Source organism: Streptomyces sp. NPDC048671 (assembly GCF_055587045.1).
Map to the genome: position 1 here is coordinate 782,633 of NZ_JBVJHB010000001.1, position 15,867 is coordinate 798,499.

14 protein-coding genes are annotated in these 15,867 nt (G+C 68.9%); 5 read left to right on the forward strand and 9 right to left on the reverse strand.

The window, feature by feature from the left end:
- Positions 1–84 precede the first annotated feature (84 nt).
- Positions 85–1,248, reverse strand: coding sequence for an HpcH/HpaI aldolase/citrate lyase family protein (locus ACZ6S6_RS03610; RefSeq protein ID WP_469703592.1), 1,164 nt, complete (start codon positions 1,246–1,248; stop codon positions 85–87).
- Between the two features lie 220 nt (positions 1,249–1,468).
- Here ACZ6S6_RS03610 and ACZ6S6_RS03615 point away from each other — a divergent pair, with 220 nt between their 5' ends.
- The gene (locus ACZ6S6_RS03615; protein WP_469703595.1) at positions 1,469–2,308 is read left to right on the forward strand and encodes a TerD family protein; all 840 of its coding nucleotides are present in this window, start codon (positions 1,469–1,471) and stop codon (positions 2,306–2,308) included.
- 91 nt (positions 2,309–2,399) lie between these two features.
- Here the strand turns inward: ACZ6S6_RS03615 and ACZ6S6_RS03620 are convergent, their stop codons facing one another.
- From ACZ6S6_RS03620 to ACZ6S6_RS03645, 6 genes are all read right to left on the reverse strand, one after another.
- The gene (locus ACZ6S6_RS03620) at positions 2,400–3,134 is read right to left on the reverse strand and encodes a TerD family protein (RefSeq protein WP_469703597.1); all 735 of its coding nucleotides are present in this window, start codon (positions 3,132–3,134) and stop codon (positions 2,400–2,402) included.
- Positions 3,135–3,324: 190 nt separating this feature from the next.
- Entirely contained in the window at positions 3,325–4,482 is a 1,158-nt protein-coding gene (locus tag ACZ6S6_RS03625) for a DUF475 domain-containing protein (protein ID WP_469703601.1), read from the reverse strand.
- A 70-nt stretch (positions 4,483–4,552) separates the two neighbouring features.
- Positions 4,553–5,128, reverse strand: coding sequence for a TerD family protein (locus ACZ6S6_RS03630; RefSeq protein WP_362958648.1), 576 nt, complete (start codon positions 5,126–5,128; stop codon positions 4,553–4,555).
- A gap of 118 nt (positions 5,129–5,246) precedes the next feature.
- Positions 5,247–5,822 carry a TerD family protein gene (locus ACZ6S6_RS03635; RefSeq protein ID WP_362958645.1) on the reverse strand — a complete coding sequence of 192 codons (576 nt, stop codon included), beginning with the start codon at positions 5,820–5,822 and terminating at the stop codon, positions 5,247–5,249.
- A 150-nt stretch (positions 5,823–5,972) separates the two neighbouring features.
- Entirely contained in the window at positions 5,973–6,431 is a 459-nt protein-coding gene (locus tag ACZ6S6_RS03640) for a peroxiredoxin (RefSeq protein ID WP_362958642.1), read from the reverse strand.
- A 198-nt stretch (positions 6,432–6,629) separates the two neighbouring features.
- On the reverse strand, positions 6,630–7,070 hold the full coding sequence (locus ACZ6S6_RS03645; protein ID WP_362958640.1) for a DUF3052 domain-containing protein: 441 nt from the start codon (positions 7,068–7,070) through the stop codon (positions 6,630–6,632).
- A 528-nt stretch (positions 7,071–7,598) separates the two neighbouring features.
- On the opposite strand from ACZ6S6_RS03645, the gene aceE reads away from it, so the two are divergent.
- Positions 7,599–10,340, forward strand: a complete 2,742-nt coding sequence (gene aceE, locus ACZ6S6_RS03650; RefSeq protein ID WP_362958637.1) for a pyruvate dehydrogenase (acetyl-transferring), homodimeric type — start codon at positions 7,599–7,601, stop codon at positions 10,338–10,340.
- Between the two features lie 69 nt (positions 10,341–10,409).
- Here the strand turns inward: aceE and ACZ6S6_RS03655 are convergent, their stop codons facing one another.
- Positions 10,410–10,772: a peptidase inhibitor family I36 protein gene (locus tag ACZ6S6_RS03655; RefSeq protein WP_362958634.1), complete on the reverse strand. Its 363-nt coding sequence runs from the start codon at positions 10,770–10,772 to the stop codon at positions 10,410–10,412.
- 178 nt (positions 10,773–10,950) lie between these two features.
- Positions 10,951–12,438, reverse strand: coding sequence for an MFS transporter (locus ACZ6S6_RS03660; RefSeq protein WP_469703869.1), 1,488 nt, complete (start codon positions 12,436–12,438; stop codon positions 10,951–10,953).
- Positions 12,439–12,676: 238 nt separating this feature from the next.
- Here ACZ6S6_RS03660 and ACZ6S6_RS03665 point away from each other — a divergent pair, with 238 nt between their 5' ends.
- The 3 genes from ACZ6S6_RS03665 (at position 12,677) to ACZ6S6_RS03675 (ending at position 15,805) form a co-directional block, all read left to right on the forward strand.
- The gene (locus ACZ6S6_RS03665; protein ID WP_469703607.1) at positions 12,677–13,417 is read left to right on the forward strand and encodes a TetR/AcrR family transcriptional regulator; all 741 of its coding nucleotides are present in this window, start codon (positions 12,677–12,679) and stop codon (positions 13,415–13,417) included.
- Between the two features lie 134 nt (positions 13,418–13,551).
- A complete protein-coding gene (locus ACZ6S6_RS03670) occupies positions 13,552–14,763 on the forward strand; it encodes an alpha/beta hydrolase (protein ID WP_362958626.1) in 1,212 nt (403 codons plus the stop codon).
- Positions 14,764–14,848: 85 nt separating this feature from the next.
- Complete coding sequence (locus ACZ6S6_RS03675; RefSeq protein WP_362958623.1) at positions 14,849–15,805, forward strand: DUF4429 domain-containing protein; 957 nt, start codon at positions 14,849–14,851, stop codon at positions 15,803–15,805.
- Positions 15,806–15,867: the final 62 nt, after the last annotated feature.

A 15,867-nucleotide genomic window follows, 5' to 3' on the forward strand; every position in this document is an offset into this window, starting at 1 on the left:
GTCACCAGCCCAGCGCTACGCAGCACCGCCGCCGGAACGCCGTCACCGGAACACCGTCACCGCACCAGCCTCACCCGAACGGGCTCATTCCGCGAGGCTCGCGGCCAGCAGTTCCACGAAGCCGACGTCTTCCCTGGCCACTCCGAAGACCTCGGCCCGCTGGAGGGTCCGCTCGGCCCAGGCCCGGTGCGGCTTCACTTCGTTCATCTTGTTCGTGTACGCGGAGCGCAGCACGCCGCCGCCCCCGCTCTCCGGCCGCAGGATGTCCTGGGCGTCGCTGAACTCCTCGTGGCTGACCACCGACAGTGCGTGCACGGGCGCGACGTGCGAGGGGTGGATACAGGTCTTGCCGAGCAGGCCGTTGGCCCGGTCCAGCTCGATTTCCCGCAGCAGACCGTCCAGGTCGTGCTCGATCAGCGCGGTGCGCAGTTCTTCGGCCCGGCCCTCCAGGAACGGGCTGCGGCGCAGCTGTGGCTTGAACATGCGCTCCTGGAGCCGGAAGTACTCCCACACCGGTCCGGTGATCGTGAAGCCGGTGCCGTCGGCCCGGCCCAGCACGTTGACCACGTCGGCGATGACGTCGCCGACGATCCGGACGTCGTACGCCGTCATGTCGGGCGGCCTGCGCAGCCCGTACGCGGAGCAGAAGTCGGTGACTCCGAGCCGCAGCGCGAGGACGCGGTCGCGGTACGAGTCGACGGTGGCGGCGATCTTCTGGAGGGCCTCCTGCCGGGTCTCCAGATGGAGCAGCTCGGGCGATTCGAGTACGGGCATGGCGAAGAGCCGCCGGCCGCCGTCGCTCTCGGCCTTCGTCAGCGCCTCCATGAAGGGCACGCCGCGCTCTTGCGTGAACTTCGGAAGTACAAAACCGGACAACAGCCGGGCGGAATCGCCGAGCCGGCGCACCAGGTCCGTGATCTGGTGCGGTTCACGGACCCGGATGAAGAGCAGCGGGAGTTCGCCGCCACGCGCGTCGAGTGCGGCGAACTGTCCGACCAGATTCTCCTCGGCGCCCGCCACCTCGGAGTCGTCGATCGAATCCTCCAGGCACAGCACCATCGAGACGACACCCCGGCCCGCCTGCTTGATGACGTCGTCGGCGAGGGCCGGCCGGGTGGCGGGGCTGTAGAGGGTGGCCCCCAGAGCGGCCGAGAGCACACGGGCCGGCGCGTCGGCGTCGAAGGCGCACGGCTGCTGGAAGAACAGGTCGCCCCTGACACTGGGCGCAATATGCCCGAAATGACGCATCCAATTCCCCCCGTGCTACCTGACCGACCGGACAACGTGTGGCCGGTAATAGTACGTACGGACGGGTGCCGGCAGTTCCCTGGCCGCATGAATTCCGGGTAACTCGTCCATTTAGCGACGGTTCCGAAGGGTGCGGAAGCGGCGCTTCCGGCGTTCCGCCGGGACACGGCCCTCCACCCCAGCGTTGTCCGCGGGGCGGCCAGCAGGCAGGATGACCGCCATGACGCACGCGATGGTGAAAGGTTCGAACGTCCCACTCGACGCCATGGCCGTACGGGCCGTGCTGCGCTGGAGCCCGGGGGCCGGTGTCCCCGACGTGGACGCCTCGGCCCTGCTGCTCGGCTCCGGCGGCCGCGTGCGCTCCGACGAGGACTTCGTCTTCTACAACCAGCCCCGTCACCCGTCCGGCCTGGTGCGGCGGCTGCCGAAGCGGAGCCTCGCCGAGGGGCTGACGGACACCATCGAGGCCGACCTGAACGCACTCGACCCCTCGGTCGACCAGGTGGTCATCGCCGCGTCCTCCGACGGAGCCGCCTTCGAACAGGTGCGCGATCTGTGCATCATGCTCTTCGACGCGGCCGTGTCGGGCGGGGAACCGCTCGCCGTGTTCGAGGTAAGGCCGGAGACCGGCGAGGAGACCGCGATCATCTGCGGCGAGCTGTACCGGCGCGGGGACGGCTGGAAGTTCCGGGCCGTGGGGCAGGGCTACCCGACCGGTCTCGTCGGACTCGCGACCGCGTTCGGCATCTCGGTCGACGAGACGGAGGCCGCGGCCGAGCCCGGCCCGACGCCGCTGCCGCCCGAACCGGCGTTCCCGCCCGCACCGGCCCCCGGCCCGGACTCGCAGCTCACGGTGCAGCACCAGCAGCCCGCGTACGGCTATCCGCAGCCCGCCGCGGCCCCGCCGCCCGCACCGGCGCCGCAGCCCGCCTACGGCTACCCCCAGCCGGCCTCCGCGCAGCCCGCCTACGGCTATCCGCAGCCCGCGGCGGCGGCAGCGTACGCGCCGGACCCGAATTTCGCCCTGCCGCCGCAGGGGCCGCAGTTCATATGCCCCTGACCCGCCGCATCCGGCCCGCCACACAGGCCTCGGCCCACAAGCCGCACGGGCCCGCGGGAGGGGCCCTCGACCCGCCCGGAGCCCCGCCGCGCTACGTGCGGGTCTTGTAGCCGCGTCCCCACTGCATCCCGTAGCCGTACAGCCGGTCCAGCTCCGACTGGAATCCGTACACGAACTTCACCTCGCGCCGCACGATCAGTTCGCCCTTGACGTTCTCCACCGTGAACACGGCGCACGAGCGGGCCTCCGGGGCCCGTTCGTCCAGCTCGATCTCGATGCGCGGCCCGTTGCCCGGGTAGAGCGTGATCTTGGCGTGCGTACGGTCGAAGGCCGGCGTCTGGTCGTAGATGTAGACGAAGAACAGCAGCCGCTTGATCTGGTCCCGCTGGTCGAGGTTGACGTAGAGCGTCTCGCCGGACGGCGCACCGAAGCGGTCATCCCCGCTGCACCTTATGTACGGCGGCCCGTTCAGATCGCCGAGCAGGTTGCCCAGCGGCTGCACGACGCCCTTGGTGCCGTCCGACAGCTCGTACATGCAGCCCAGGTCCAGGTCGACGTTGACCATGCCCTGGGTGTGCGCCTGGACCACATCGGGCTTGAAGAGCTTGAACGGCCGCAGCAGCCGGCCGCTCTGCGACGAGCGACCCTCGATGTCGGAGGTGCGCATCCGCCAGGAGAGGTTGACCCGGAGGTGGCCGGTCAGCGCGCCCTGTTTGGTCAGCGAGACCGTGGCGTGCCGCTTGGACAGCACGATGGAGTTGGTGGCCGCGCTGCCCGACTCGAACTGTGCTTCCCGCCCCGGCCACAGGCTGTCCCAGAACGCCATCTCCTACCCCCACACGTATCGGCCCCGTATCGGCCCCGCACCCGTCGCATGAGGCACACACGACGCACGCACCGCTGCGGGGCGGCTCCGGGCCGGGTCCGGGTGTTCCCCAGGACCTTTACCGTACGAGCCGCCCCGCAGAGAGCGTTCCTCATTCCTCACCGGGTCACACCCCGGATTGCCTACCGGGTCACACCCCGGCGGAGACTTCCGTCGTGGAACCGCCGCTCCCGCCGCCGTCCCCGCCGCCGCCCTCGGCCTCCAGGGCCTTGTTGCGCCGGACCGACGACCAGAACGACCAGCCGATCAGGACGACGCCGACGAGACCGGTGATGATCTCGTTGATCTGGTACTGGATCGTGACGAGCAGGATGACAGCCAGCGCGCCGATCGCGTAGTGCGCGCCGTGCTCCAGGTAGACGTAGTCGTCCAGGGTGCCCTGGCGGACCAGGTAGACCGTGAGCGAACGGACGTACATGGCACCGATACCGAGGCCCAGCGCCATCAGCACGATCTCGTTGGTGATGGCGAAGGCGCCGATCACGCCGTCGAACGAGAAGGACGCGTCGAGCACTTCCAGGTAGAGGAACATGAAGAACGCGGCCTTGCCGGAGAGTACGACCGCGGAGAGCTTCTTGCCGGTCTGCTTGGCCTGCTGCTCCTCCTCCTGCTCGCGTTCCTCCTCCTCTTCGAGTTTGTTCTCGAAGTGGCCGGAGAGTCCGCCGACGATGAGGTAGGTGATCAGACCCGCGATACCCGCGAGCATGACCGTCTCCGCCTTGTCCGCGTGTCCGCCGCCGTGCTGATGCGCGTTGGCCGCGAACGTCAGGGCCGAGACCAGCAGGACGATCAGCGCGATGCAGACCGACAGCATGTCGACCTTGCCGAGCTTGGCGAGCGGGCGCTCGATCCAGCGCAGCCACTGGATGTCACGGTCCTCGAAAATGAAGTCGAGGAAGATCATCAACAGGAACATCCCACCGAAGGAGGCGATCGCCGGGTGGGCGTCCGTGACCAGTTCCTTGTAGCGGTCAGGGTCGTTGAAGGAAAGATCAACAGCCTCGATCGGGCCCAGCTTGGCAGTGATGGCCACGATCACGACGGGGAACACCAGCCGCATACCGAAGACCGCGATGAGCACACCGACCGTGAGGAAGATCTTCTGCCAGAAGGCACTCATCTTCTTCAGGATTCCGGCGTTGACCACCGCGTTGTCGAAGGACAGCGAGATCTCCAGGACGGAGAGGATCGCCACGACTCCGAAGGCCTCCCACCCCCCGTAGAACCACGCTGCGACCAGGCCGATCGCGGTAATCGCGAACGACCAGCCGAAGGTTTTCAGAAGCACTGGCTACCCCATCAGTTATTTAACGGGTCTCCCCCGGTAAGTACGGGGCTCCCCCGCGCCGGGCGCGGCTTTACGAAACGTTGACCCCGAAGTCTAGAGCGATGCCTCGCAGCCCCGACGCGTACCCCTGCCCCACTGCACGGAACTTCCACTCACCGCCATAACGGTAGAGCTCACCGAAGATCATCGCGGTCTCCGTCGAGGCGTCCTCGCTCAGGTCGTAACGCGCGAGTTCCTGGCCGTCGGCCTGGTTCACCACCCGGATGAACGCATTGCTGACCTGCCCGAATGTCTGCCCGCGACTGTCCGCGTCGTGAATCGAGACCGGAAACACGATCTTGTCGCAGCCGGCCGGCACCTGTGTGAGGTTCACGATGACCGACTCGTCGTCGCCCTCGCCCTCACCCGTGAGGTTGTCGCCGGTGTGCTCCACGGAGCCGTCGGGGCTCGTGAGGTTGTTGTAGAACACGAACCACTCGTCGCCGAGCACCCGGCCCGACTGGCACAGCAGCGCGCTGGCGTCGAGGTCGAATTCGGCCCCCGTGGTGGCTCGTGCGTCCCAGCCGAGCCCGATCAGCACCTGGGTGAGATTGGGTGCGGCCTTGGAGAGGGAGACGTTGCCTCCCTTGGCGAGTGTGACGCCCATGGTGTGTGTCCTCCCCGAGTGAATGAACCGTCTGTCGAGCGCGTCCGGCGCCGCACTCAGTGCGGCGCCGGACGGGACGTGCTGCTGCCTGCCGGGGGCGAGCCCCCGGACCGGCGGTCTAGACGTTGACGCCGAAGTCCTGCGCGATGCCGCGCAGACCCGAGGCGTAGCCCTGACCGATGGCGCGGAACTTCCACTCCGCACCGTTGCGGTACAGCTCGCCGAAGACCATGGCGGTCTCCGTCGAGGCGTCCTCGCTCAGGTCGTAGCGCGCGAGCTCGCTGTTGTCGGCCTCGTTGACCACGCGGATGTACGCGTTGCGCACCTGGCCGAAGCTCTGCTGGCGCGACTCGGCCTCGTAGATCGAGACCGGGAAGACGATCTTGTCGACGTCGGCCGGGACACCGGCCAGGTTGACCTTGATGACCTCGTCGTCGCCCTCGCCCTCACCGGTGAGGTTGTCACCGGTGTGCTCGACGGAACCGTCGGGGCTCTTGAGGTTGTTGAAGAAGACGAAGTTTCCGTCGTTGCCGACCTTGCCCTCGGCGTTCGTCAGCAGAGCGCTGGCGTCGAGGTCGAAGTCTCCACCGGTGGTGGTACGAGCGTCCCAGCCCAGACCCACGATGACCGCGGTCAGGTTGGGCGCGGCCTTGGTCAGCGAGACGTTGCCGCCCTTGCTGAGGCTGACTCCCACGAGTCCTCCCATTGGTTTCATTGGGGGCCGGCCGGTGCCGGCGCCTCCACGTTGCGTTGGCATCGGATCAACGAGTGGATCCTAGTGACCGGTTCCCGGCCAAAACAGGCTTTTGGCCGGGGGTCGCCCGAAGATCCACCGGATCTCGGATCAGAGCGAGCCGAGCGCCTTGATGTAGTCGTTGAGGTCGCGCGCGTCGGGCAGACCGTTGACGACGGTCCAGCGCACCACGCCCTCCTTGTCGATGATGAAGGTGCCGCGCACCGCGCAGCCCTTCTCCTCGTCGAAGACGCCGTACGCCCGCGAGGTCTCACCGTGCGGCCAGAAGTCCGAGAGCAGCGGGTACTCCAGGCCCTCCTGCTCGGCGAAGACGCGCAGGGTGTGGATGGAGTCGTTGGAGACGGCGAGCAGCTGCGTGTCGTCGTTCTCGAACGTGGGCAGCTCGTCGCGCAGGGCGCAGAGCTCACCCGTGCAGACGCCGGTGAAAGCGAACGGGTAGAACAGCAGCACCACGTTCTTGGCGCCGCGAAATTCGGAGAGCTTCACGGTCCGGCCGTGGTTGTCCTTCAGCTCGAAATCCGGGGCCTTGGTGCCGACCTCGATCGCCATGAAACGCGTCCCTTCGCTACATCGCCGGGCTGGGCTGTCCGGGTGACTCCCACCCTACGCAGGGGCCTGAGGCGGCCGTACAGCACCCGCAGAAGCCCATCCCGCGGATTACCTCGCGTGCCACGGGCGTACCCGTGGGTGTACGAAGGCCCCCGGGCGGCTTGCTGCCGTCGGGGGCCTTCAGTGGCGAAATGCGTTTCAGCGCCTGGCTTTGGCCGCCACCTTCGGCGTGGCCAGACGGCTGCCCGTCCAGTCCTTGCCCGCGCTGATGCTCTTGGTCTGGGCGAGACCGGCCGTCTGGGCGGCCTCGTTGATGTCGCTCGGCTCGACGTATCCGTCACGGCCGGTCTTCGGCGTCATCAGCCAGACCGTGCCGCCCTCCTCGAGCAGACCAATGGCATCCACCAGCGCGTCCGTAAGGTCGCCGTCCTCGTCGCGGAACCAGAGCAGGACGACGTCTGCGACGTCGTCGTAGTCCTCATCGACGAGATCCTGGCCGATAGTGGCCTCAATGCCCTCACGGAGCTCCAGCTCGACGTCGTCGTCGTAGCCGATCTCCTGGACCACTTGTCCGGGCTCGAACCCCAGGCGTGCTGCCGGGTTGGTCCGCTCCTCCGCGTGGTCCGCGGTCGCGCTCACGGGTTGCCTCCTGATCATGTTTCGGAAAATGCTGCAGCCACGCGCGTACGCGGGGCGTTGGCCGTAGTCCACACGGGAGCGGCGGATCGCGCAAGTACCCAGCGCACGAGACCGCCTAAACGGTGACGTTTCGTGCCACGTCGCCGCACTGTCGGCGGCCCCTTGCCGGAGCCCGCGCTACCGTCCACACCCTTTACGTCCTTGAACAGCTTATGCCGTTTCGGTCCGGCATTCGGAGTCGAGCAGTGTTTGGGAACACTTGGACGCCTTGGGCGTATGGTTGCGGTTTCGCCCGACCCATCCTGCCCGACGCGTCCTCCCGGCGCGTCCCGCCATCCGATACCCGCTCTGCCGCGGCCCGTCCGGACTTCCGGGACCCGGCGTCCCGGAAGCTTCTGGTTACCTCTCGGTAGAGATGACGTTTGCGCCCTCGCGGTACACGATGGGATGGCGTACGTGTACACATCCCGGGGGCGTGACTCCCTCACCCAGGCCCCGTAGCGCAGCACCGAACAGCGAAGGAACAGCGTGGCTTCCGGATCCGATCGCAACCCGATCATCATTGGCGGCCTTCCGAGTCAGGTCCCGGATTTCGATCCCGAAGAGACCCAGGAATGGCTCGACTCCCTCGACGCCGCCGTCGACGAGCGGGGCCGCGAGCGGGCCCGCTACCTCATGCTCCGGCTCATCGAGCGCGCGCGCGAGAAGCGCGTCGCCGTGCCGGAGATGCGCAGCACGGACTACGTGAACACCATCGCCACGAAGGACGAGCCGTTCTTCCCCGGCGACGAGGAGGTCGAGCGCAAGGTCCTCAACGCGACGCGCTGGAACGCGGCCGTGATGGTGTCGCGGGCGCAGCGTCCGGGGATCGGCGTGGGCGGTCACATCGCCACGTTCGCCTCCTCCGCCTCGCTGTACGACGTGGGTTTCAACCACTTCTTCCGTGGCAAGGACGACGGCCTGGGCGGCGACCAGATCTTCTTCCAGGGCCACGCCTCACCGGGGATCTACGCCCGCGCCTTCCTGCTGGACCGGCTGAGCGAGGCGCAGCTCGACGGCTTCCGCCAGGAGAAGTCGAAGGCGCCGAACGGCCTGTCCAGCTACCCGCACCCGCGGCTGATGCCGGACTTCTGGGAGTTCCCGACGGTCTCGATGGGCCTCGGCCCGCTGGGCGCGATCTACCAGGCGCGGATGAACCGCTACATGGAGGCGCGCGGCATCGCCGACACCTCCAAGTCGCACGTCTGGGCGTATCTCGGCGACGGCGAGATGGACGAGCCGGAGTCGCTCGGCCAGATCTCCATCGCCGCCCGTGAGGGCCTGGACAACCTGACCTTCGTCGTCAACTGCAACCTCCAGCGCCTCGACGGCCCGGTACGCGGCAACGGCAAGATCATCCAGGAGCTGGAGTCGCAGTTCCGCGGCGCCGGCTGGAACGTCATCAAGCTGGTCTGGGACCACTCCTGGGACCCGCTGCTGGCGCAGGACCGCACGGGCATCCTGGTCAACAAGCTGAACACCACGCCGGACGGCCAGTTCCAGACGTACGCCACCGAGACGGGTGCGTACATCCGGGAACACTTCTTCGGTGACGACGCCCGGCTGCGGGACATGGTCAAGGACATGTCCGACCAGCAGATCCTGCACCTGGGCCGCGGCGGTCACGACCACCGCAAGGTCTACGCGGCGTACGCGGCGGCCAAGGCCCACAAGGGCCAGCCGACGGTGATCCTGGCGCAGACGGTCAAGGGCTGGACGCTGGGGCCGAACTTCGAGGGCCGCAACGCGACCCACCAGATGAAGAAGCTCACGGCCGAGGACCTCAAGCGCTTCCGGGACCGGCTGCACATCCCGATCGCGGACAGCCGGCTGGAGGACGGGAACCCGCCGTACTACCACCCGGGCCGCGACTCGGAGGAGATCCAGTACATGCACGACCGCCGCAAGGGTCTGGGCGGTTACGTCCCGACCCGTGTGGTGCGGGCGAAGCCGCTGCCGCTGCCCGACGACAAGGCGTACGCGAGTGCGAAGAAGGGTTCGGGTCAGCAGTCGATCGCCACCACCATGGCGTTCGTCCGCGTCCTGAAGGACCTCATGCGGGACAAGGAGATCGGCAAGCGTTTCGTGCTGATCGCGCCCGACGAGTACCGGACCTTCGGTATGGACGCCTTCTTCCCGAGCGCGAAGATCTACAACCCGCTCGGTCAGCAGTACGAGTCGGTGGACCGCGATCTGCTGCTCGCGTACAAGGAGTCGCCGACGGGCCAGATGCTGCACGACGGCATCTCCGAGGCGGGCTGTACCGCCTCGCTGATCGCCGCCGGTTCGGCCTACGCCACGCACGGCGAGCCGTTGATCCCGGTGTACGTCTTCTACTCGATGTTCGGTTTCCAGCGGACCGGCGACCAGTTCTGGCAGATGGCCGACCAGCTCGCGCGCGGCTTCGTGCTGGGCGCCACCGCCGGCCGTACGACGCTGACCGGCGAGGGGCTCCAGCACGCGGACGGCCACTCGCAGCTGCTCGCCTCGACCAACCCGGCGTGTGTCGCGTACGACCCGGCGTTCGGGTACGAGATCGGGCACATCGTCAAGGACGGTCTGCGCCGGATGTACGGGGGGACGCCCGAGGAGAACGAGGACGTCTTCTACTACCTCACGGTCTACAACGAGCCGATCCAGCACCCGGCCGAGCCCGCCGATGTGGACGTCGAGGGCATCCTGAAGGGCGTGTACCGCTACAGCAGCGGCGAGAAGGGCGAGATCCCGGCCCAGATCATGGCGTCCGGTGTGGCGGTCCCCTGGGCGGTCGAGGCGCAGCGCATCCTCGCCGACGAGTGGAACGTGAAGGCGGACGTCTGGTCGGCGACCTCCTGGAACGAGCTGCGGCGCGAGGCCGTGGACGTGGAGCGGCACAACCTGCTGCACCCGGAGGAGGAGCAGCGCGTCCCGTACGTGACGCGCAAGCTCTCCGGTGCCCAGGGGCCGTTCGTGGCGGTCTCGGACTGGATGCGGTCCGTACCGGACCAGATCGCGCGCTGGGTGCCCGGTGCGTACCAGTCGCTGGGTGCGGACGGCTTCGGCTTCGCGGACACGCGGGGCGCGGCGCGCCGGTTCTTCCACATCGACGCGCAGTCGATCGTCCTGGCGGTGCTCACCGAGCTCGCGAAGGACGGGAAGGTCGACCGTTCGGCGCTGAAGACGGCGGTCGACCGCTATGACCTGCTGAACGTGGCCGCGGCCGATCCGGGGGCCGCGGGCGGCGACGCGTAGGCACGCACGGCGCGGTGACGCGGGGCGGTGGGACCTCAGGGGTTCCGCCGCCCCGCTGCGTTCTCCGGGTCAGTTCTCCCAGATCTTGAAGGCGCGGACCTGGTACGGGGACTGTGGCACCCAGGTGCCGCCGCCCGGATAGGTCTCGAACTCGCCGGTCCCGGCGCACTCGGCCGACTGGTAGGTCGTGACCGGGCGGCCGGTGCGGTTGGCGAGTGCCTGGACGGCGGAACCCGCCGGCAGCGGCACGCAGCTGTCGATGTCGATGGTGGACAGCTCGTGGACCTGCCGGGCACCGGTGAACCCCGGTTTCGCCCAGAGGCAGAGCTGACCGGCCCCGCAGGTGCCGAGCCGGACGGGCGCGGCCTGGGCCACCGCCTGCGGGATCAGGGCGGCGGCGGCCAGGGCGGCGGCGACGACGGTTGTACGCATGTGATGAACCCCCGTGGTGATGTGGATCTTCCGCACCCACCCTGAGCTGCGGGGCAACGGATCGGGAAGGGGCCGGGGGCGGTACCACCCTGATAGGCGACAGCCCCGCCGAAACGTTCCGGCGGGGCTGTCGCGCGCACTGTGTTGACGCCTCCTGGCGTCGGGGCGGCCGGTCGGATCAGATGTGACCGGCGCCCGCGCCCGCCTCGGCGTTCTCGCCGCGCTTGGTCAGGGTGGCGACCAGGGCCGCGATCACCGCGACGATGCCCGCGACCATGAACGCCGTGCTCATGCCCGACACGAACGTGTCATGGGCGACGCCCGCGATCTTGCCGGCGACCTCGGGCGGCGTGCCCGGGGCGATCGGCGGCATGCCGACCTTGACGGCCGAGGTCGCCTGGTCCAGCTGCTCCCCGGACAGCGGGGGAAGCTTCGCGTCCTTCCAGTTGCCGGACAGTTCGGCGTCGACCCTGGCGGCCATGATCGCGCCCAGTACGGCCGTACCGAGGCTGCCGCCGACCTGCATGGCGGCCTGCTGGAGACCTCCCGCGACACCCGAGAGCTCCATCGGTGCGTTGCCCACGATGACCTCGGTGGCGCCGACCATGACCGGTGCGAGGCCGAGGCCGAGCAGGGCGAACCAGATCGACATGGTGACGGTGCCGGTGTCGACGGTCAGCTGGGACATGCCGAACATCGCGACCGCGGTGCACACCATGCCGCCGACGAGCGGGACCCGCGGGCCGAACTTGGTGATCAGGATTCCCGCCAGCGGCGAGGCGACGATCATCATCGCGGTCAGCGGCAGCAGGTGCAGACCCGCGTCGACGGCCTTCATGCCGTGCACGTTCTGGAGGTAGAAGGTGACGAAGAACAGCCCGCCCATGAAGGCGAAGGCCATCAGCACCATCAGGACCGCACCGGCGGAGAGCGGCACGGAGCGGAACATCGCCAGCGGGATCAGCGGTTCCCTGACGCGCTGCTGGACGAGAGCGAACGCGACGAACAGAACGACGGCGGCGGCCAGGAAGCCGACCGTCTTGAGGTCGCCCCAGCCCCACTCCGAGCCCTTGATGAGCGCCCAGATCAGGCAGAACATCGCCGAGGAGAGCAGCACGATGCCGGCGATGTCGAAGGAGCGCGGCGCGTTCTCGGCGCGGTGGTCCTTGAGGATCAGCACGCCCAGCACGAGCGCGATCACGCCGACCGGCACGTTGATGAAGAAGACGGACTGCCAGCTGACGTGCTCGACGAGCACGCCGCCCAGGATCGGGCCACCGGCGGTCGACGCGCCGATCACCATGCCCCAGATGCCGATCGCCATGTTCAGCTTCTCGGCCGGGAAGGTGGCGCGGAGCAGGCCGAGCGCGGCCGGCATCAGCAGCGCGCCGAAGAGGCCCTGGAGCACCCGGAAGGTGATCACGAGGACGACGCTGCTGGAGAGGCCGATGGCCCCGGATGCCGCGGCGAAGCCCACGACACCTATCAGGAAGGTCTGGCGGTGGCCGAACCGGTCACCGAGCTTGCCCGCGGTGATCAGGGAGACCGCGAGGGCGAGCATGTAGCCGTTGGTGATCCACTGGACGTCGGCGAGCGAGGCGCCCAGGTCCTTCTGGATCGCGGGGTTGGCGATCGCGACGATCGTGCCGTCGAGCGCGACCATCATCACGCCGATGGCCACGGAGAACAGCGTCAGCCAGGGGTGGCCGCGCAGCCCCTTGGCAGGTGCGGGAACAGGGACATCCCGGGGCTCCCGCGGTGCCTTTTCGACGGTGGTCTGACTAGTCATACCCGGAGATTAGTGTCAGTCACTGACAGTTGACAAACCATTTCACAAGTCGGTAACTGTCACGTAGCTCACAGGTACGCTGAGCTGGACAAAGCAGGAAAAGAGGACCAGCTCAGTGACCGACGGGCAACGAGCCGCCGAGTATCCGACCGGGCTGCGCGAGCGCAAGAAGCGACGCACCAGGGACGCGCTGCTCCATGCCGCCCTCGATCTTTTCACCACTCAGGGGTACGACGAGACCACCGTCGACGAGATCGCCGACGCGGTGGAGGTCTCCCAGCGCACCTTCTTCCGCTACTTCGCCGGCAAGGAGTCGGCCGCCTTCGCCGTCCAGGAGATGGTGGAGTCGCGCTTCATCACCGAACTGCGTCAACGGCCCGCGTCGGAAGCCCCTTTCGAGGCCATGCGCCGCGCGGTTCTCTGCGCCTGGAACAGTATCGGGGAGGCCATCGAGGCCCTGATCCCGGTCGAACTCCACATGCGTACGTACCAAATGATCGAGTCGACGCCCTCCCTGCTCGCCGCCCACCTGCGGCGCAACAGTGAGCTGGAGAACCAGATCGCCCTGCTGATCGCCGAGCGCGAGGGGCTGGACGTGGAGCTGGATCCGCGGCCGAGGGTCGCCGTCGCCGCGTTCTCCGGGGTGATGCGGGTGACCGGCCAGCTGTGGGGGCACGGGCGGGAGACCAGCGTGGACTCGCTGCGGACGCTGACCGAGGTGTATCTCGACCAGTTGGGGCCGGCCCTCGCCGAGGACTGGCACACGCCGGGACGGGGCCATGTGCCGCACGTCCCTGACGCGGCGTATGGCCAAGCTCACAACACGCGGACCACGCCGCCCGGATGCGCCGGCTGAGGGCACGGAGCTCGGCGGAGCGTACGGCTGCTCCGTACGGAGCGTGAGGGAAGAGGCGTTCCATTCCCCACAGTCGGGTGACGTGTGTCACCCGCTCAACGAGCTGCGGCGCGCGTCTCCTAGGGTGGGCCGGAGTGACTTCCTTCGATTCCTCCCCGACGCTCACCGCGTGGCGCACTCTGCTCGCCCTCGCGGTTGTGTTCGTGATGCTGGCGACCACTGGCTGGACCGCCGTGCGTCATCAACGCTCCGACGAGCCACGCACGGCCGCACTCGCCTCCTGGGCCAAGGGATCGATAGCGGGCCGCGCCCTTCCCCCGGCCGATGCCCAGCCGTCCAGGCTGGCGCACTTCTTCGCCACGCTCACGGCCGCGCAGCGCATCCGGCTGGCGGACAAGTACCCGCTGGTGGTGGGGAATCTGAACGGCGCGCCGGTGACCCTGCGCTACCGCGCCAACCGGCTCGCGCTCGTACAGGCGAGCACGGTCGAACAGCGGCGGGTCCACGACAGCAGGCTCTCCCCCGCCGGCCGCGCCGAGGCGGTCCGCCGGACGGACCGCTTCCGGTCGATGCTCGTCGACGGCCGGCACTTCCTCGCGTTCGACCCGTCGGGCCGGGGCCACGCCGCCGAGGTCTTCGGTGATCTCGACCGGGCCGAGCGGGTCTCGGTGGTCGTACCGGGCGTCGACACCAACCTGCTGACGCTGGAGCGGACGGGGGACAAGACCAACGCCGCACCGGTCGGCATGGCCAAGTCCCTGTACGCGGCCGAGCGGTCCGCCGGCCCCGGCGTACGGACCGCCGTGATCGCCTGGGCCGACTACACCGCGCCCGTAGGCATCGGCATGGACGCCGCTCTCGGCAATCTCGCCCAGCGCGGGGCGGTCCGGCTCGACGCGCTCGTCGGCGCCCTCCCGGGCATCGCACCCGTCTCGCTGTTCTGCCACAGCTACGGCTCCGTCCTGTGCGGCCTGGCCGCGCGGGAACTGCCCGCCCGGGTGACCGACATCGCGGTCGCGGGCAGTCCGGGCATGCGGGCCGACAACGCCGGCCAGCTCCACACGCGGGCCAACGTGTGGGCGATGCGGGACCACGGCGACTGGATCGCGGACGTACCGAACCTGGAGGTCGCCGGGCTCGGCCACGGGGCCGATCCGGTGGATCCGGACTTCGGCGCGCGGGTCGCCGCTGCGGGCGACGCGGTCGGCCACAGCGGCTATTTCGAGCCGGGTACCGAGAGCCTGGGCAACTTCGCCGCGATCGGTGTGGGCACCTACGGTTCGGTGACCTGTGCGCGGGGCGACAGCGCCTGCCACGAACAAATTTCCGGCAACGAGACGGTCTGACGCGCGTAGAGAGCCGTGACCGGTCACGGATTGCGGTCGACGCCGAGGGGGGACGTGCGGGCAAGTGCCGCATACGATGAGGCGCATGGGTGATGTGCTGGCCGGAATTCAAGCCACCTGGGAGTTCGACACCGACTCCGTGCTCATCCGCTTCGAACGGGGTATCCGCACGCCGAGGCTCTTCCAGAGCCTCCGTGAACGCCGCGTCCCGCACGCGGCGCTGTCGTCGGTGACGCTGACCCCGGGCAAGCGGGGCACGGTGGTGCTGCGTGCCGTCCCGAGACCCGGCGCCGATCCACTGCTGGAGGCCGCGGCCGGACAGCTCAAGGACGGCTGCGATCCGTACCGCCTGGTGCTCCCCGCCGAACGCGAGACGCTCGCCGAGTACTACGCGGACGAGCTGCGGGCCCGGCTGGGCCCCGACGCCGGTGAACCCGCCGAACGCTTCCTGGTCGCGGCACCCGAGGCGCCGATGCGCTTCAAGGCGTACGACGGCCGGGCCAGCTTCGACGGGGACCGGATCTCGTTCCGGTGGTTCTGGACGGGTGCCTCGTCGGAGAAGTGGAAGGCGGGCGACCAGACGTTCCCGGTCACCGAGCTGAGCGGCGTCGAGTGGCGCTCGCCCGAGGCCGTCGAGGGCTATCTGCGGCTGGTGCCGAGAGGGCTGGAGGGCACGGTTCCGGTCTCGGCCGAGGGTGCCGTCCTCGGCGGCGGTCCGGGAGCGGCACTGTGCACGGGCACCGCCCAGAGCGTGCGGTCGGCGGTCGGGCGGCCCACCCGGGCCGACGAGGACCCCGCCGCGGTGATCTTCGGCCTCGGTTACGGTCCGGTGCACGAGTCGCTGCCGTTCGCCGCGGCCGTACTGGAGTCCGTCCGCAGGAAACAGTCCTCGCCCGCGACGACGGCCCTGGCTTCCGCCGGGCGGCGCGACCCGGCGGACATCGCGGAGCGGATCCACCACCTCGGAGAGCTGCACCAGGCGGGTCTGGTGACGGACGACGAGTTCAGCGCGAAGAAGGCCCAGCTGCTCGCCGAGCTGTAGCGGCGGCCTGTCCCCTACCGGGGTCGTACCCCGGTAGGGGACAGGTGCCCGCACAACCGGAA